Raw genomic sequence first — 17,630 nt, 5'->3', positions numbered from 1 at the left:
GCCGTGGCCGGGGGCGGACGAAGGCTGTGCAACCATCACCCGTGACGGGGAGTCCTTGTTCAGAGACTAGGGTGTGGGTTGTGGATGGCCGGCGAGTTCTGTGGGGCAGCCTGTGCGTGATTACCTGCTGACGCTCTGTGTCACGGCGGCCGTGACCTATCTTCTGACCGGTCCGGTGCGCAAGTTCGCCATCGCGGTCGGGGCGATGCCCGCGATCCGCGCGCGCGACGTCCACCGGGAGCCGACGCCCCGGCTCGGCGGCATCGCGATGTTCGGCGGGCTGTGCGCGGGGCTGATCGTCGCGGACCACCTCTTCAACCTGAAGAGCGTCTTCGAACTCTCCGACGAGCCACGGGCGTTGCTCTCCGGCGCCGCCCTGATCTGGCTGATCGGGGTCCTCGACGACAAGTTCGAGATCGACGCCCTGATCAAGCTCGGCGGCCAGATGATCGCCGCCGCCGTCATGGTGATCCAGGGGCTCACGATCCTGTGGCTGCCGATCCCGGGCGTCGGCACGGTCGCCCTCACCCAGTGGCAGGGCACGCTGCTCACCGTGGCGCTGGTCGTCATCACCATCAACGCGGTCAACTTCGTCGACGGCCTGGACGGGCTCGCGGCGGGCATGGTGTGCATCGCCTCGGCCGCGTTCTTCCTGTACGCCTACCGCCTCTGGTACGGCTACGGCATCGAGGCGGCCGCTCCGGCCACGCTGTTCGCGGCGATCCTGATGGGCATGTGCCTGGGCTTCCTGCCGCACAACATGCACCCCGCGCGGATCTTCATGGGCGACTCGGGCTCGATGCTGATCGGCTTGGTGCTGGCGGCGGGCGCGATCTCGATCACCGGCCAGGTCGACCCGGACAACCTGAAGATCTTCTTCGAGGGCAGCGAGCGCGGGGCGACCCACGCGATGTTCCCGGTCTTCATCCCGCTGGTGCTGCCGCTGACGATCATCGCGATTCCGGCGGCCGACCTGGTGCTCGCCATCGTCCGGCGCACCTGGAACGGCCAGTCGCCGTTCGCCGCGGACCGGGGCCACCTGCACCACCGGCTGCTGGAGATCGGCCACTCGCACAGCCGTTCCGTGCTGATCATGTACTTCTGGTCGGCCCTGATCGCCTTCGGAACCGTCGGCTACTCGGTGCACGCGGCCTCCTCGTGGATCGTGTTCGCCATCGTGGCGGCGAGCGCGGCGGGCCTGGTCCTGCTGCTGATGCCGCGGTTCACCCCGCAGGCCCCGCACTGGGCCAACCGCTTCGTGCCGCCGCGCTACCGCCGGCCGCAGGAGGAGGCCCCTGATCCCGCCTACGAGGAGGAGCAGCCGGCCGGGGGCTCCGGGGTCCAACCGCGTTCCCAGGACGCCCGGACGGGCGAGGAGGGCGCCGAACGGGCCCCGGTGGCGGTCGGCGTGTCCGGCGTCAACGGCGCTACCGCGATCGGCCCCCGTTCGCGCCTCTCCGATCGACGTTCCCTCGACTCCTCCCCTTGATGTTTCGGAAGTACAGGTGCTTTACCAGACATTGCGCCGAGGTGTCGTGCACACACGCGCGGGTTAACTCTCATGTGTGACAGTTGGCACACCTTTGAGGTAAAGACCTCATCAAATAGTTTGTGATACCGTTCACGAGACCCGGTGACGGAGCCGAAGGACCCTGGTAAGACGGTCCATTGGCCTGGTAAACCGCCTCGCGGACCGGGCCTACGCTCGTCCATGACGACGCCCCATTCCTCCCCTCAGACCAGTGGAGCTGCCGCCATGCAGTCCGACATGCGCGAAGTACTGCGCATCGCCACACCCCCCGCCGCGGTGGGAGCCCTCGCCACGCTCGTCGGCGGGCTCGTCGTCGGCGGCAAGGGGGCGATCGGCGCCGTCGTGGGCTGCGTGGTGGTCATCCTCTTCATGGCCCTCGGGCAGCTCGCGCTGCAGTGGGTCGCCAAGTCGATGCCGCATCTCTTCCAGGGCATGGGGCTGCTGGTCTACTCGGTCCAACTGGTGGTCCTGCTCGGCCTCATCATGGCCATCAGGGACACCACCCTCTTCGATCTCCAGGTCTTCGCCCTCACGCTGGTCGTCTCGGTGATCGCATGGATCGTCACGCAGACCGTGCTGCACGCCAGGAGCAAGACCCTGTACGTCGATCCCGAGGCGGACGGCGCAGACGCCCCGCGCGGAACCGAGGGGAAGCATGACCAGTAGGGCCGGGATAAAGCCCTGTTCGACATGCTGCTATCGTCCGGTCTCGGTTGCGGTACTGCGGGCGCGGACAACACGGCTGTCGCCTGATACATCGCGAGGCTTCGGGCCCGGCCGCCGCCTCCTCACCGTAAGAACCAGTCCGGTGCCGACCTGCGGCTGCCAGCCGCTCCGATACAACGAGGTAGCCGTATCCATGCGCCATGCAGAAGGAGCTCCTGGTGACTGCTGACGCCCAGACGCTCGCCTTCGAGGTTGACTGCCACCTGTTCCAGGGCTCGTGCGGATTCCCAGCCCCGAGCGCGTGGTCGTTCATCTTCGACCCGATCTTCTCGATCGGTCCGGTCGAGTTCAACAAGCCGATGCTGCTCGCGATCATCGGGACGTTCGCCATCCTGGCGCTGTTCTGGGCCGGCTTCTCCAAGCCCAAGGTCGTTCCCGGCAAGCTGCAGATGATCGCCGAGACGCTCTACGACTTCGTCCACCGGGGCATCGCCAAGGAGATCATCGGCAAGAAGGGCGAGCCCTTCGTCCCGCTGCTGGTGTCGCTGTTCTTCTTCGTCTGGATGCTGAACCTCTGGGCGATCATCCCGATCGCGCAGTTCCCGGTGAGCTCGCTCATCGCGTACCCGGTCGGACTGGCCCTGCTCGTCTGGGCCGTCTACATGACGGTGACCTTCCGCAGCAACGGCTTCGTCGGCGGCATCCGCAACCTGTGCGTACCGAGCGGCCTGCCCAAGCCGATCTACGTGATCCTGACGCCGATCGAGTTCGTCTCGAACATCTTCGTGCGCCCCTTCACGCTGGCGGTCCGGCTCTTCGCGAACATGTTCGCCGGTCACATCCTGATCCTGGTCTTCACGATCGCGACCTGGTACATGCTCGGCACCGTGCTCGGCACCGTCTACGCCACCGCGTCGTTCGCCGTGACGCTGGCCCTGACCGTCTTCGAGATGTTCATCCAGGCGCTCCAGGCCTACGTGTTCACCGTGCTGACCGCCACGTACTTGTCCCAGGCGCTCGAAGAAGCGCACTGAGGACACCCGGGCCACCACCCGGACACCCCCTAGAACGTCCGGTGGACGCAATCTCCACCGGCCAATCAAGAGAAGGAATCACAGATCCATGTCTGAGACTCTCGCAGCCGTTGTGGGCAACGTCGGCACCATCGGTTACGGCCTCGCGGCGATCGGCCCCGGCGTCGGTATCGGCATCATCTTCGGTAACGGTGTGCAGGCCATCGCCCGTCAGCCCGAGGCGGCCGGCCTGATCCGTCAGAACATGCTTCTCGGCTTCGCGGTCATCGAGGCCCTGGCCCTGATCGGCTTCGTCGCCCCCTTCATCTACCCGAAGTAGTCCAGGCGACCTGACGATACGTTTTCGACGAAAGGTCCACCATGTTGCACTTGGCAGCTGAGGAGCCGCAGTCACCGCTGCTGCCGGTCTGGCCCGAGATTGTCATCGGCCTGATCTGCTTCAGCATTGTCTTCTTCGTCTTCTACAAGAAGCTCCTCCCGGCCATCAACAAGGCCCTGGACGAGCGTCGCGAGGCGATCGAAGGCGGTATCGAGAAGGCGGAAGCGGCTCAGACCGAGGCGCAGAGCGTTCTTGAGCAGTACAAGGCCCAGCTGGCGGAAGCCCGCCACGAGGCCGCCCGTCTGCGTCAGGAGGCGCAGGAGCAGGGTGCCGTCATCATCCAGGAGATGAAGGCGGAGGGTCAGCGGCAGCGCGAGGAGATCATCGCCGCGGGCCACACCCAGATCGAGGCCGACCGCAAGGCCGCCGCCTCGGCGCTGCGTCAGGACGTGGGCAAGCTCGCCACCGACCTGGCCGGCAAGCTCGTCGGCGAGTCCCTCCAGGACCACGCCCGGCAGAGCGGCACCGTCGACCGGTTCCTCGACGAGCTCGAGGCGAAGGCCGAGGCGGCCCGATGAACGGCGCGAGCCGCGAAGCGCTGGCCGCCGCACGCGAGCGTCTCGACGCGCTGACCGACAACACGTCGGTCGACGCGGCGAAGCTCGCCGAGGAGCTGGCGTCGGTCACCGCGCTGCTCGACCGCGAAGTATCCCTGCGCCGGGTTCTCACCGACCCGGCCCAGAGCGGCGAGAGCAAGGCCGAGCTGGCCGCGCGGCTGCTCGGCGGACAGGTCGGCGGCGAGACCGTCGACCTGGTCTCCGGACTCGTCCGGTCCCGCTGGTCGCGCTCGCGCGACCTGGTGGACTCGATCGAGGAGCTGGCGGACACCGCCGACCTCACCGCGGCCCAGCGCGGCGGGCGCCTCGACGACGTCGAGGACGAGCTGTTCCGGTTCGCCCGGATCGTCGGCTCCGACACGGAGCTGCGCTCCGCGCTGACCAGCCGTACGGCCACGGCCTCGGCCAAGAGCGGGCTGCTGCGCGGCCTGCTCGGCGGCAAGGCGCAGCCGGTCACCGAGCGGATCATCGTCCGCCTCGTGACCCAGCCGCGTGGACGTAGCCTGGAGGCAGGGCTGGACTCGCTGTCCAAGCTCGCCGCGGAGCGCCGGGGCCGCACGGTCGCCGTCGTCACCTCGGCGGTGCCGCTCAGCGACCGGCAGAAGCAGCGCCTCGGCGCCGCCCTGGCGAAGCTGTACGGCCGGGAGATGCACCTGAACCTGGACGTGGACCCCTCGGTCCTCGGCGGGGTCTCGGTGCGCGTCGGGGACGAGGTCATCAACGGCACCGTCGCCGAGCGTCTCGAAGAGGCGACCCGGCGCATGGCCGGCTGACCCAGCGCGGCGCAGAAGAACAAGCAAGACCAGCGGCCCGGTTGGGCCGTGCAGAAACTGCAGAAGATTCCTGGGGGTCGGCCCCCAGACCCCCTTAAGAAACTTCGGGCCCAACAAGGAGAGCAGGGAACCCAGATGGCGGAGCTCACGATCCGGCCGGAGGAGATCCGGGACGCACTGGATAACTTTGTCCAGTCGTACCAGCCGGACGCGGCCTCGCGCGAGGAGGTCGGTACGGTCAGCGTTGCCGGCGACGGCATCGCGAAGGTGGAGGGCCTGCCCTCCGCCATGGCGAACGAGCTGCTGAAGTTCGAGGACGGCACCCTCGGTCTCGCCCTCAACCTCGAGGAGCGCGAGATCGGTGCGATCGTCCTCGGCGAGTTCAGCGGTATCGAGGAGGGCCAGCCGGTGCAGCGCACCGGTGAGGTGCTCTCCGTCGGCGTCGGCGAGGGCTACCTCGGCCGCGTCGTCGACCCGCTCGGCAACCCGATCGACGGTCTCGGCGAGATCGCGACCGACAGCCGCCGCGCCCTCGAGCTGCAGGCCCCTGGCGTCATGGTCCGCAAGTCGGTGCACGAGCCGATGCAGACCGGCTACAAGGCCGTCGACGCCATGGTGCCGATCGGCCGCGGCCAGCGTCAGCTGATCATCGGCGACCGTCAGACGGGTAAGACCGCGCTGGCCGTCGACACGATCATCAACCAGCGCGACAACTGGCGCTCGGGCGACGTGAACAAGCAGGTGCGCTGCATCTACGTCGCCATCGGTCAGAAGGGTTCCACCATCGCCTCCGTGCGTGGTGCGCTCGAAGAGGCCGGTGCGCTGGAGTACACGACCATCGTCGCCGCCCCGGCGTCCGACCCGGCCGGCTTCAAGTACCTGGCGCCGTACACCGGTTCGGCCATCGGTCAGCACTGGATGTACCAGGGCAAGCACGTCCTGATCATCTTCGACGACCTCTCGAAGCAGGCCGACGCCTACCGCGCCGTGTCCCTGCTGCTGCGCCGTCCGCCGGGCCGTGAGGCCTACCCGGGCGACGTCTTCTACCTGCACTCGCGTCTGCTGGAGCGCTGCGCCAAGCTCTCCGACGAGATGGGCGCCGGTTCGATGACGGGCCTCCCGATCGTCGAGACCAAGGCGAACGACGTGTCGGCGTTCATCCCGACCAACGTCATCTCCATCACCGACGGCCAGTGCTTCCTGGAGTCCGACCTGTTCAACGCGGGTCAGCGTCCGGCGCTCAACGTCGGTATCTCGGTCTCCCGCGTCGGTGGCTCCGCCCAGCACAAGGCCATGAAGCAGGTCTCCGGCCGGCTTCGCGTGGACCTCGCCCAGTACCGCGAGCTGGAGGCGTTCGCCGCCTTCGGTTCCGACCTGGACGCGGCCTCGAAGGCGTCGCTGGAGCGCGGCAAGCGCATGGTCGAGCTGCTGAAGCAGCCGCAGTACGCCCCGTTCCCGATGGAGGAGCAGGTCGTCTCGGTCTGGGCCGGCACCACGGGCAAGATGGACGACGTCCCGGTCGAGGACATCCGTCGCTTCGAGAGCGAGCTGCTGGAGTTCCTGCGCCGCGAGCGCAAGGACCTGCTGACCAGCATCGCCGAGGGCGGCAAGATGTCCGACGACACGCTGCAGTCGATCGCCGACGCGATCGCCGCCTTCAAGCAGCAGTTCGAGACCTCGGACGGCAAGCTCCTGGGCGAGGGCTGATCGATGGGCGCTCAGCTTCGCGTTTACAAGCGCCGCATCCAAGCCGTCACCGCGACCAAGAAGATCACCAAGGCGATGGAGATGATCGCCGCCTCGCGCATCGTCAAGGCGCAGCGCAAGGTGGCGGCGTCCCAGCCGTACGCGACCGAGCTCACCCGCGCGGTGACCGCGGTCGCGACGGGATCCGACGCCAACCACCCGCTCACCACCGAGGTCGAGAACCCGACCCGGGCCGCGGTCCTGCTCGTCACGAGCGACCGCGGTCTGGCCGGCGGCTACTCCTCCAACGCCATCAAGGCCGCGGAGCGACTCCGGGAGCGCCTTGCCTCCGAGGGCAAGGAGGTCGACACGTACATCGTCGGCCGCAAGGGTGTCGCGTACTACGGCTTCCGCGAGCGCAAGGTCGCCGAGTCCTGGACCGGCTTCACCGACAACCCGGCGTACTCCGATGCCAAGCGCATCGCCGCCCCGTTGATCGAGGCCATCCAGAAGGACGCGGCCGAAGGCGGCGTCGACGAGCTGCACATCGTCTTCACGGAGTTCGTGTCGATGATGACGCAGAACGCGGTCGACGCCCGGATGCTGCCGCTCTCGCTCGACGAGGTGGCCGAGGAGAGCACCCGCAAGGGTGAGATCCTTCCGCTGTTCGACTTCGAGCCGTCGGCCGAGGACGTCCTCGACGCCCTTCTGCCGCGCTACGTCGAGAGCCGTATCTACAACGCACTGCTGCAGGCCGCCGCTTCCGAGCACGCCGCCCGCCGCCGTGCGATGAAGTCGGCCACCGACAACGCCGGGGACCTCATCAAGAGCCTGTCCCGGCTTGCCAACGCGGCCCGCCAGGCCGAAATCACCCAGGAAATCAGCGAGATCGTCGGCGGTGCCAGTGCTCTGGCCGACGCGACCGCGGGGAGTGACAAGTAATGACGACGACAGTTGAGACGGCCGCTGCCACGGGCCGCGTCGCCCGGGTCATCGGCCCGGTCGTCGACGTGGAGTTCCCCGTCGACGCGATGCCGGAGATCTACAACGCCCTCCACGTCGAGGTCGCCGACCCGGCCGAGGACGGCGCCCGCAAGACGCTGACCCTGGAAGTGGCCCAGCACCTGGGCGACGGCGTGGTCCGCGCGATCTCGATGCAGCCCACCGACGGCCTGGTCCGCCAGGCCGCGGTGACCGACACGGGCGCGGGCATCACCGTCCCCGTCGGTGACATCACCAAGGGCAAGGTGTTCAACACCCTCGGTCAGATCCTGAACGAGCCGGCGGCCGAGGCGCAGATCACCGAGCGCTGGCCGATCCACCGCAAGGCCCCGGCCTTCGACCAGCTCGAGTCGAAGACCGAGATGTTCGAGACCGGCCTGAAGGTCGTCGACCTGCTGACCCCGTACGTCAAGGGCGGCAAGATCGGTCTGTTCGGTGGTGCGGGCGTCGGCAAGACGGTCCTCATCCAGGAAATGATCATGCGTGTGGCGAAGCTGCACGACGGTGTGTCGGTGTTCGCCGGTGTCGGCGAGCGCACCCGTGAGGGCAACGACCTCATCGACGAGATGACCGAGTCGGGCGTTCTGGACAAGACCGCGCTCGTCTTCGGCCAGATGGACGAGCCGCCGGGGACGCGTCTGCGCGTGGCCCTGTCCGCCCTGACCATGGCGGAGTACTTCCGCGATGTGCAGAAGCAGGACGTGCTGCTCTTCATCGACAACATCTTCCGCTTCACGCAGGCCGGCTCCGAGGTCTCCACGCTGCTCGGCCGCATGCCGTCCGCGGTGGGTTACCAGCCGACCCTGGCCGACGAGATGGGTGTGCTCCAGGAGCGCATCACCTCGACGCGCGGTCACTCGATCACCTCGATGCAGGCGATCTACGTCCCCGCGGACGACCTGACCGACCCGGCCCCGGCCACCACGTTCGCCCACCTCGACGCGACGACGGTGCTCTCCCGTCCGATCTCGGAGAAGGGCATCTACCCGGCCGTGGACCCGCTGGACTCCACGTCCCGCATCCTGGACCCGCGCTACATCTCCCAGGACCACTACGCCGCGGCCAGCCGCGTCAAGGGGATCCTGCAGAAGTACAAGGACCTCCAGGACATCATCGCGATCCTCGGTATCGACGAACTGGGCGAGGAGGACAAGCTCGTCGTCCACCGTGCCCGCCGCGTCGAGCGCTTCCTGTCGCAGAACACCCACGCCGCCAAGCAGTTCACCGGCCTGGACGGGTCGGACGTTCCGCTCGACGAGTCGATCGCCGCGTTCAACGCGATCTGCGACGGGGACTACGACCACTTCCCCGAGCAGGCGTTCTTCATGTGCGGTGGCCTGGACGACCTCAAGGCCAAGGCCAAGGAGCTCGGCGTCTCCTGAGCCTCCGGCTCACCGAGGGGGGTGGGTGTGTCCCGCCCCCCTCACCACGCCCCGTAGAATTGACCCAACACCCGGCCGGTCGGCCGGGTGGTGACCCGAGGAGCCACCCTTGGCTGCTGAGCTGCATGTCGAGCTGGTCGCCGCGGACCGAAGTGTCTGGTCCGGCGAGGCCACCCTGGTCGTCGCGCGCACCACGTCCGGCGACATCGGCGTCATGCCCGGTCACCAGCCGCTTCTGGGTGTGCTGGAATCGGGCCCGGTGACGATCCGTACGAGCGAGGGCGGCACCGTCATCGCCGCCGTGCACGGTGGATTCATCTCGTTCGCGGACGACAAGCTGTCGCTGCTGGCCGAGATCGCCGAGCTGGCCGACGAGATCGACGTCGAGCGGGCCCAGCGTGCGCTGGAACTCGCGAAGTCGGACGCGGACGCCGCCGCCCAGCGGCGCGCCGACGTGCGACTGCGTGCGGTGGCGGTGCGCTAGCACCCCCCGACAGATGTCTTTACTCAGCCGCGGCCCGAGCTGGAGCGATCCAGCCGAGTCGCGGCTGAGGCGATGCAGGTGCCATACGGTTGCGGTGTTCGTTACTCGACGATGCGAGGAGGTCGGTGGAGATGGTCCTCGCGTTGTGGGTGGGCTTGTCCGTCGTGGTCCTGATCCTGCTGGGGCTGTTCGTCTTCGGCCTGCGCCGACGGCTGATCCAGCGGTCCGGAGGAACCTTCGACTGCAGTCTGCGCTGGGACGTGTCCGAGGAACCGGACGCCCTCGGCAAAGGCTGGGTGTACGGGGTCGCGCGCTACAGCGGTGACCGCGTCGACTGGTTCCGCGTCTTCTCCTACGCTCCTCGCCCCCGCCGGGGCCTGGAGCGTTCTGCTGTCGAGGTGGTCGGCCGCCGGCTTCCCGAGGGCGAGGAGGAGCTGGCGCTCCTGTCCGACTCCGTCGTGCTCGTCTGCCTCCACCGCGGCACGCGCCTGGAGCTGGCGATGAGCGAGGACGCCCTGACCGGCTTCCTGGCCTGGCTGGAGGCGGCGCCGCCCGGCCAGCGGGTGAACGTGGCCTGAGGGGCGGGGCCCCGCTGGAAGGGGCCCCGGGGCGGGTGGACGCGGCGCAGCAAAGCGCCCGCACAGGCCGTGGGAGCCGGGGGACCGGGCCCACGGCCTTTTGTGTGCGCACCCGCGGGACAGGCGGAGCGCGTGCACGGGCCGGGGGCGCCGGGGGCCCGGGATCGGCGGCCTTGTGGTGCGGTGTGGTGCGTACCCGTGGCGCAGCGGAGCGCCTGCACGGACCGTGGGAGCCGGGGGGCGGGCCCGCGGCCTTGTGTGGTGCGTACCCGCCGGGCGCGCAGGGCCGTACACAGCGAAAAACCGGGGAGACGGAGGGCGGACCCGTCTCCCCGGTGCTTTTCGGGGTGGCGCTGAAGGTGCGGTGTGGGGGTTACTTCAGGCCGTTGTTGATCGCGCTCACGAGTTCGCCGTTGGCGGTGTCGCCGGAGAACTCCCAGAAGAACGCGCCGCCGAGGCCCTGGTTCTTCGCCCAGGTCATCTTCGACCCGATGGTGGCCGGGGTGTCGTAGCTCCACCAGTTGGTGCCGCAGTGGGCGTACGCGGTGCCGGCGATGGTGCCGGTCGTCGGGCAGGAGCTCTTGAGGACCTTGTAGTCCTCGATGCCCGCCTCGTACGTGCCCGGAGCCGCGCCGGTCGCCGTGCCGCCGGGGGCGGCCTGGGTGACGCCGGTCCAGCCGCGGCCGTAGAAGCCGATGCCGAGGAGCAGCTTCTTGGCCGGGACGCCCTGGGCCTTCAGCTTGGCGATGGCGTCGGCGGAGGTGAAGCCCTGCTGCGGGATGCCGGCGTAGGAGGTCAGCGGCGAGTGCGGGGCCGTCGGGCCCTTGGCCGCCCAGGCGCCGAAGAAGTCGTACGTCATCACGTTGTACCAGTCCATGGACTGGGCGGCGCCCGCGTAGTCGGTGGCGTCGATCTTGCCGCCGGCCGAGGCGTCCGCGGTGATGGCGGCGGTGACCAGGTTCTTCGAGCCGAACTTCGCGCGGGTGGCGTCGGAGAGCTTCTTCAGGGCGCCCGGACCGCTGGTGTCACAGGTCAGACCGCAGGCGTTGGGGTACTCCCAGTCGAGGTCGATGCCGTCGAAGACGTCGGCCCAGCGGGGGTCCTCCACCAGGTCGTAGCAGGACTGGGCGAAGGCGGCGGGGTTCTGCGCGGCCTGGGGGAAGCCGCCGGACCAGGTCCAGCCGCCGAACGACCAGAGGACCTTGATGTGCGGGTACTTGGCCTTCAGCTTGCGCAGCTGGTTGAAGTTGCCGCGCAGCGGCTGGTCCCAGGTGTCGGCGACGCCGTCGACGGACTGGTCGGCGGTGTACGCCTTGTCGTAGTCGGCGTACGAGTCGCCGATGGTGCACTTGCCGTTCTGCACGTTGCCGAAGGCGTAGTTGATGTGCGTGATCTTCGCGGCCGAGCCGGACGTCACCAGGTTCTTCACGTGGTAGTTGCGCCCGTAGACGCCCCAGTTGGTGAAGTAGCCGAGGTTGACCTTGTCGCCGCCGGGCTGCTCGCCGCCGCCGCCGGTGGTGCGCACGGAGACGGAGCCGGAGACCGGGCCGGTCTGGTCGGCGGTGTCCCGGGCCTGCACGGCGTAGGAGTAGTCGGTGCCCGCGGTCAGGCCGGTGTTGGTGTAGGTGGTGCCGGTGACCGTGGCGACCTTCGCGCCGTCGCGCAGCACGTCGTAGTTCTTGACGCCCTTGTCGTCGGTGGCCGCGCTCCAGCTGAGCTTCACCGAGGTGTCGGTGACGTCGCTGGTGGTGGGGGCGCCGGGGGCCGAGGGCGGGTTGTCACCGGGGACGTTGGGGCCGCCGTCGCAGGAGGCGCCGTTCAGCTTGCAGCCCGTGGGGGAGCCGGAGCCGGTGCCGTTGAACCCGAAGCTGACGCTGGCGCCGGGCGCCACGGTCCCGTTCCAGGAGAGGTTCTTGGCGGTGTAGTGGTCGCCGCTCTTGGTGAGGTTGGCGTCCCAGGCGGAGCCCGCCGCGGTGCCGGAGGGGAAGTCCCACTCGATGGTCCAGGAGGAGAGCGCGGTGGTGCCGGTGTTCTTCACCGTCCACTGGCCCTCGAAGCCGCTGCCCCAGTCGGACTTCTTGGTGTACGTGGCGGTGGCCGAGGCGGCCGCCGACGCGGGGGAGGCGAGGCCCACCATCGCGGCCAGCGGCACGACCAGCGCGGTGAGGCCCGCCACGACCTTGGACCTGCCGCTGCGGACAGGTATCCATCTGAGTCGGGAACGGCGTTGGGGGGATTCAGTGCTCAACGGTGCTCCTCGGGTGAGGTCCAGCAAACGGGGGTGATTCGTGGACTGCAAACCCTGCGCCGCCCTGAGTACGGTTGCCCTCGTACTCACCGCAGTGTGTGACGAGGACAGTAGGAAGGTCTGGACCAATCGTCAAGAGGTCTGGACCAACGAAGGGGTGTCTGCTCAGATCCCCAACTCCTGCGCCAGAACCGCCGCCTGCACCCGGCTGCGCAGTTCCAGCTTGCCCAGCAACCTGCTGACATGCGTCTTCACCGTGGCCTCCGCCATCGAGAGCCGCACCGCGATCTCCGCGTTCGACAGCCCTTCGCCCAGGCACCCCAGCACTTCGCGTTCCCTTCGGGTGAGGACGTCCAGCACCGCCGGATCGGCCGGACTCCGCTCGCGTACGGCTCCCGATCCGGCGAACTCCGCGATCAGCCGGCGTGTCACGGCCGGGGCGATCAGCCCCTCCCCGCGCGCCACCGTCCGTACCGCCTCCAGCAGATCGCGGGCGTCGGTGTTCTTCAGCAGGAAGCCGGAGGCGCCCGCGCGCAACGCCCCGAAGACGTACTCGTCCAGGTCGAACGTGGTCAGTACGAGGACGTCCGCGAGCTGCTCCGCGACCACCTGCCGGGTCGCCGACACCCCGTCCAGACGCGGCATCTGCACATCCATCAGCACCAGGTCCGGGCGGAGTCCGCGGGCGAGCCGCACCGCCGCCTCGCCGTCCCCGGCCTCGCCGACGACCTCGATGTCCGGCGCGCTGGAAAGGATCAGCACCAGCCCCGCGCGCACCGCCGACTGGTCCTCCGCGACCAGTACCCGGATCGTCATTTTGCCGTCGTCCTCTCCGCCGCGGGCAGTTCGGCCCGCACCCGCCAGGTCTTCGTCCCGCCGTCGCCCGGCCCGGCCCCCGCGGCGATCGTCCCGCCGAGCAGCGCCACCCGTTCCCGCATCCCTGTCAGCCCCGCCCCGGAGCCGGGCGCCGTGGGCCCGGTCCGACTGCCGAACACACTGGTCACCTCGACGGTCAGCAGCCCTCCGGACCGGTCGAGCCGCACCGTCACCGGGCCCGGCGCGGCGTGTTTGAGGGCGTTGGTCAGGGACTCCTGCACGATCCGGTACGCGGCCAGTTCCACCGGCGTGGGCAGCGGGGCCGCCCTCGGGTCACGGCCGTCCTCCAGGACGCAGACCAGGCCGCCGGAGGCCCCGTGGGCGTTCGTCTGCTCCACCAGCGCGTCCAGGGCCGCGAGGGTCGGGGCCGTCGCCGGGGCGCCGTCCTCGCCGCCCTCCCGCAGCAGGCCGATCAGCCGGCGCATCTCCGCGAGTCCCTCGACGCTGTTCTCCCGGATGACCTTCAGGGCGCTCCGGGAGGTCTCCGGGTCGTCGATGGACAGCGCCGCCGTGGAGTGGATCGCCACGGCGGAGAGGTGGCCCGCCACCATGTCGTGGAGCTCCCGCGCCATCCGGGCCCGCTCGGCGGCCACCGCCTGCTTGCGGTCCATCTCGGCGAGCCGCGCGGTCTGGGCGGCGGCCAGCCGGGCCGCGTCGGCGGCGGTGCGGTGGCCGCGCACGCTGACCCCGGTGAGGGCGGGGACGAAGGCGACCAGCCCGACGACCAGGCCGATCAGCAACGCCTCGGGCCTGCGGAACCAGGTCAGGAAACCGATCGTGGACGCGACGGTGATCAGGAGCGTGGCCACCGGGAGGCGGCGGGCGGCGGCCGGGGGCCCGTACAGCACGGCCGCGTACATGACGTCCGTGAACATCAGGGCGGTGGCGAGGCTGCCGCGGGTGAACTGGTCCGCGACCAGCGCGAGCGCGCCGAGTGTCAGGGCCGTGCGCGGGGCGGTGCGGCGCAGCAGCTCGGCCGAGGCCATGACGCTCAGCGGCAGCAGGGCCGCCCAGGGAGCGGAGAAGGGGTGGCCGCCCTGGGTGTGCAGGCCGAGCAGCCACAGGAGCAGCCCGCCGAGCAGCCCGGTGGCGGCGAGGGCCACCGCGTCGCGGTCGGGGCGGAGGGAGGAGGGCACCCCTTCATCCAACACGCACCGCCGCCGCCGGACCTCCGCTCCGGGGCCGAGGCCCGACTACATCGAAGGATGCAGTCCCGTTTCGTCACCGCCGACGACGCCTCCCCGCCCGCCGGACGGAATGCTGGAGGGGAACGGGAGGAGAAAAACTGTGATCGCGCTGTTGATCGTGCTCTGCGAGGTCGCGTTCTGGGTCCTGCTGGCCACCGGCCTGGCGCTGCGGTACGTCGCGCGCAAGCCGAAGCCGGGTGCGGCCGTGCTGCTGTGCGAGCCGCTGCTGGAGGTCGTGCTGCTGGTGGTGACGGCCATCGACCTGAGGAACGGGGCCGAGCCGGACTGGAAGCACGGCCTGGCCGCCGTCTACATCGGCTTCACGGTGGCCCTGGGCCGCTCCACCATCAGGTGGGTGGACGCCCGCGTCGCGCACCGCTGGTTCGGCGGCCCGCCGCCGGTGAAGCCGCCGAAGTACGGCATGGCCCGCGCCGCCCACGAGTGGCGCACCGCCGCCCGCTGGATCCTGGCGGCGGCGATCGCGGCGGGGCTGCTCCAGGCGGCGGCCTGGTACGTCGGCTCCGGCGGGGACGTCAGCTCGCTGCGGATGTGGCAGCAGAAGATGGGCTGGGTCGTCGCCGTCAACCTGATCATCGCCGGGAGCTACACGCTGTTCCCGAAGCGGGGCCCGGGGGAGAGCGGCGACCGGGCGGCCGGGCGTGAGCCGGCCCGGAAGTAGCGCGGCCCCCGCCCGGGAGCCTCAGCGCTCGCCGCCCGGCACCCACAGCACGTCCCCGACCTCCTTGTTCGCGCTCCGCGCCAGGATGAACAGGAGGTCGGAGAGGCGGTTGAGGTAGGTGGCGGTCAGCGCGTTCATCGACTCGCCGTGCACCTCCAGCGCCGCCCAGGTGGACCGCTCGGCGCGCCGCACCACCGTGCACGCCTGGTGCAGCAGGGCCGCTCCCGGCGTACCGCCCGGCAGGATGAAGCTGCGCAGCTTCTCCAACTCCTCCAGAAAGCGGTCGCAGTCCGCCTCCAGCTTGTCGATGTAGGACTGCTCGACCCGTAGCGGCGGGTACTTCGGAGCCTCGACCACCGGGGTGGACAGGTCCGCACCCACGTCGAAGAGGTCGTTCTGGACGCGGACGAGGACCTTCACCAGCTCCTCGGGGAGCCGGCCCAGCGCGATGGCGGTCCCGATCACCGCGTTGGCCTCGTTGGCGTCCGCGTACGCCGAGATCCGCAGATCGGTCTTGGCGGTGCGGCTCATGTCGCCGAGGGCCGTGGTGCCCTTGTCGCCGGTCCGGGTGTAGATGCGCGTCAGATTGACCATGGGACCAGCGTAGTTACGCTCCGGCCCGTCGGAAGGCCCGGGTGCCCACCGTCACGGCCGCGGCGCCCCGGCCCGCGGTCGCCGGGGCCCCCTCCGGCAGGCGGCCGGGGGCGCGGGAGCCGGTGCGGGCGCCCCGTGCCGCGTCCGCCGGACAGCGGGGCCGCCCGGCGGCCGGGCCCTCAACTGCGCCCGGCGCGGAGCCGAATGGCGCGTCCCGGTGTGATGTCCGTCATCTGAGACGTGACGCGCATCTCTTCGCCGCCCCAGCGTGCCCGCCGGGTACTAACCTCCGCCGGAGAGTTATGTGAACCGCCGTGAACCCAAGCGCACGGGCGGACAGAAACCAAGGGGTGCGAACGTGGCCAGGAAGCTCGCCGTCATCGGAGCCGGACTCATGGGGTCCGGCATCGCGCAGGTCTCCGCCCAGGCGGGTTGGGACGTCGTGCTGCGGGACGTCACCGACGCCGCGCTGACCCGGGGCCGCGACGGCATCAGGGCCTCGTACGACAAGTTCGTCTCCAAGGGCAAGCTGGAGGCGGCCGACGCTGAGGCGGCGCTCGCCCGCATCACCACGACCACCGACCTCGACGCCGTGGCCGACGCGGACATCGTCGTGGAGGCCGTCTTCGAGAAGCTGGAGGTGAAGCACGAGATCTTCCGCGCCCTCGACAAGGTCGTCGGGGAGCACACGGTCCTCGCCTCCAACACCTCCGCCATCCCGATCACCAAGATCGCGGCCGTGACGGAGCGCCCCGAGCGCGTCGTCGGGGTGCACTTCTTCTCGCCGGTCCCGATGATGCAGCTCTGCGAACTGGTACGCGGTTACAAGACGAGCGACGAAACCCTCGCCACCGCCCGGGAGTTCGCCGAGTCGGTCGGCAAGACCTGCATCGTGGTCAACCGCGACGTGGCGGGCTTCGTCACCACCCGGCTGATCTCGGCGCTCGTCGTCGAGGCCGCCAAGCTCTACGAGTCGGGCGTCGCGACCGCCGAGGACATCGACACCGCCTGCAAGCTCGGGTTCGGCCACGCCATGGGCCCGCTCGCCACCGCGGACCTGACCGGCGTCGACATCCTGCTGCACGCCACGGGCAACATCTACACGGAGTCGCAGGACGAGAAGTTCGCCGCCCCGGAGCTGATGCGCCGGATGGTCGACGCAGGTGACATCGGACGCAAGAGCGGGCAGGGCTTCTACACGTACTGACCGCAGCCGCCCCCGGCCCGCCGCTCCCACACGGCCCGGGCCGGGGAAGCCGGGGATCATCCCATCCCGCGACGACGGTCCTCGGCCAGTCGAAATCACCCTCCAGGGTGAATTCGGTATCGGTTCGCTTACAGACGGCAACTTCCCTGTCCTCGGGGCAGTCAGTGGGGGAAGAGGCAGAGCCGGACGATCGAACAGACAGACGGACCTACTACGGAGCATCACCGGGGAGCGCATATGCACATCAGGGGCGACCACGCCGAGCTGGTCGTCGGGGGCCGCCTCGACGTCCGAAGCGCGGCGGACGCCCGTACGGTTCTGCACGCGGCCGTGGACGACGGCGTCGGCGACCTCGTGCTGGACCTGACCGAGCTGGATTCCTGGGACGCCACCGGACTCGGCGTCATCATGGGGGCCCACCGCCGGGCCGGGCGGGCCGGCCGCCGCCTCGTGCTGCGCGGTGTGCCGCCGCAGATGCAGCGCCTCCTGGTGGCGACCCGGCTGCACCGCATCCTGGCCATCGAGGGCGGCATCGCCGCGGAGTCGCTGCCGCGCGTCTGAGGAGGCCCGGCGGGAGACCGCCGAGGGCTTCCCTTCCCGGGGCCGCCCCGCGGGCGCACCTCGCCGGGCCCGGTGACAGCGGCGCGGCCGGGGCCGTGCGCGGCGGAAGAAGTCACGCAATCCTCACCGGAACGTGACGTCCTGGACGGCGTGGCACCCCGGCGGCTCGGGGATACTGGGCCAAGGTCTAGGGTTCGGCCGTCCGC

General features: G+C 69.8%; 18 protein-coding genes. 14 read left to right on the top strand and 4 right to left on the bottom strand.

The features are described 5' to 3' along the window. Positions 1-100 precede the first annotated feature (100 nt). The 11 genes from AMK24_RS00495 (at position 101) to AMK24_RS00445 (ending at position 10,072) form a co-directional block, all read left to right on the top strand. Complete coding sequence (locus tag AMK24_RS00495) at positions 101-1,489, top strand: MraY family glycosyltransferase (RefSeq protein ID WP_199876340.1); 1,389 nt, start codon at positions 101-103, stop codon at positions 1,487-1,489. Positions 1,490-1,756: 267 nt separating this feature from the next. Beyond that, complete coding sequence (locus tag AMK24_RS00490; protein WP_073763784.1) at positions 1,757-2,197, top strand: hypothetical protein; 441 nt, start codon at positions 1,757-1,759, stop codon at positions 2,195-2,197. Between the two features lie 200 nt (positions 2,198-2,397). Next, positions 2,398-3,231 carry a F0F1 ATP synthase subunit A gene (gene atpB / locus AMK24_RS00485; protein ID WP_073763782.1) on the top strand — a complete coding sequence of 278 codons (834 nt, stop codon included), beginning with the start codon at positions 2,398-2,400 and terminating at the stop codon, positions 3,229-3,231. Positions 3,232-3,319: 88 nt separating this feature from the next. Continuing rightward, a complete protein-coding gene (gene atpE / locus AMK24_RS00480) occupies positions 3,320-3,550 on the top strand; it encodes an ATP synthase F0 subunit C (protein WP_006127588.1) in 231 nt (76 codons plus the stop codon). 41 nt (positions 3,551-3,591) lie between these two features. After that, entirely contained in the window at positions 3,592-4,128 is a 537-nt protein-coding gene (locus AMK24_RS00475; protein WP_006127589.1) for a F0F1 ATP synthase subunit B, read from the top strand. Beyond that, positions 4,125-4,940 carry a F0F1 ATP synthase subunit delta gene (locus AMK24_RS00470; RefSeq protein ID WP_073763780.1) on the top strand — a complete coding sequence of 272 codons (816 nt, stop codon included), beginning with the start codon at positions 4,125-4,127 and terminating at the stop codon, positions 4,938-4,940. The genes AMK24_RS00475 and AMK24_RS00470 overlap by 4 nt, the downstream gene beginning before the upstream one ends. Positions 4,941-5,075: 135 nt before the next feature. After that, positions 5,076-6,647, top strand: a complete 1,572-nt coding sequence (gene atpA, locus AMK24_RS00465) for a F0F1 ATP synthase subunit alpha (protein ID WP_073763778.1) — start codon at positions 5,076-5,078, stop codon at positions 6,645-6,647. A 3-nt stretch (positions 6,648-6,650) separates the two neighbouring features. Next, positions 6,651-7,568 carry a F0F1 ATP synthase subunit gamma gene (locus AMK24_RS00460; protein WP_073763776.1) on the top strand — a complete coding sequence of 306 codons (918 nt, stop codon included), beginning with the start codon at positions 6,651-6,653 and terminating at the stop codon, positions 7,566-7,568. Beyond that, positions 7,568-9,010 (top strand): F0F1 ATP synthase subunit beta, encoded by a 1,443-nt coding sequence (gene atpD / locus AMK24_RS00455; protein WP_073763774.1) that lies wholly within the window; start codon positions 7,568-7,570, stop codon positions 9,008-9,010. Before AMK24_RS00460 ends, atpD begins: the two co-directional genes overlap by 1 nt. Before the next feature lie 109 nt (positions 9,011-9,119). Then, a complete protein-coding gene (locus AMK24_RS00450; RefSeq protein ID WP_073763772.1) occupies positions 9,120-9,494 on the top strand; it encodes a F0F1 ATP synthase subunit epsilon in 375 nt (124 codons plus the stop codon). Between the two features lie 131 nt (positions 9,495-9,625). Continuing rightward, positions 9,626-10,072 (top strand): DUF2550 domain-containing protein, encoded by a 447-nt coding sequence (locus AMK24_RS00445; RefSeq protein ID WP_073765551.1) that lies wholly within the window; start codon positions 9,626-9,628, stop codon positions 10,070-10,072. Between the two features lie 373 nt (positions 10,073-10,445). Here AMK24_RS00445 and AMK24_RS00440 read toward each other — a convergent pair whose 3' ends face one another. The 3 genes from AMK24_RS00440 to AMK24_RS00430 form a co-directional block, all read right to left on the bottom strand. Then, on the bottom strand, positions 10,446-12,320 hold the full coding sequence (locus tag AMK24_RS00440) for a glycoside hydrolase family 18 chitinase (RefSeq protein ID WP_073763770.1): 1,875 nt from the start codon (positions 12,318-12,320) through the stop codon (positions 10,446-10,448). 165 nt (positions 12,321-12,485) lie between these two features. Beyond that, positions 12,486-13,136 (bottom strand): response regulator, encoded by a 651-nt coding sequence (locus AMK24_RS00435; protein ID WP_073763768.1) that lies wholly within the window; start codon positions 13,134-13,136, stop codon positions 12,486-12,488. After that, on the bottom strand, positions 13,133-14,332 hold the full coding sequence (locus tag AMK24_RS00430) for a sensor histidine kinase (RefSeq protein ID WP_073763766.1): 1,200 nt from the start codon (positions 14,330-14,332) through the stop codon (positions 13,133-13,135). Before AMK24_RS00430 ends, AMK24_RS00435 begins: the two co-directional genes overlap by 4 nt. 151 nt (positions 14,333-14,483) lie before the next feature. On the opposite strand from AMK24_RS00430, the gene AMK24_RS00425 reads away from it, so the two are divergent. Further along, complete coding sequence (locus AMK24_RS00425) at positions 14,484-15,062, top strand: hypothetical protein (protein ID WP_073763764.1); 579 nt, start codon at positions 14,484-14,486, stop codon at positions 15,060-15,062. A 21-nt stretch (positions 15,063-15,083) separates the two neighbouring features. Here the strand turns inward: AMK24_RS00425 and AMK24_RS00420 are convergent, their stop codons facing one another. Beyond that, complete coding sequence (locus AMK24_RS00420) at positions 15,084-15,656, bottom strand: cob(I)yrinic acid a,c-diamide adenosyltransferase (protein WP_073763762.1); 573 nt, start codon at positions 15,654-15,656, stop codon at positions 15,084-15,086. Positions 15,657-16,014: 358 nt separating this feature from the next. Between AMK24_RS00420 and AMK24_RS00415 the strand changes: the two genes are divergently transcribed. Together AMK24_RS00415 and AMK24_RS00410 are read left to right on the top strand one after the other, a co-directional pair. Beyond that, positions 16,015-16,863: a 3-hydroxyacyl-CoA dehydrogenase family protein gene (locus AMK24_RS00415; protein WP_073763760.1), complete on the top strand. Its 849-nt coding sequence runs from the start codon at positions 16,015-16,017 to the stop codon at positions 16,861-16,863. Between the two features lie 237 nt (positions 16,864-17,100). Next, positions 17,101-17,424 carry an STAS domain-containing protein gene (locus AMK24_RS00410; protein WP_073763758.1) on the top strand — a complete coding sequence of 108 codons (324 nt, stop codon included), beginning with the start codon at positions 17,101-17,103 and terminating at the stop codon, positions 17,422-17,424. Positions 17,425-17,630: the final 206 nt, after the last annotated feature.

The organism is Streptomyces sp. CB02366 (genome assembly GCF_001905905.1).
Taxonomy (GTDB): Bacteria; Actinomycetota; Actinomycetes; order Streptomycetales; family Streptomycetaceae; genus Streptomyces.
This window is presented reverse-complemented; position numbering and strand designations above follow the sequence as displayed.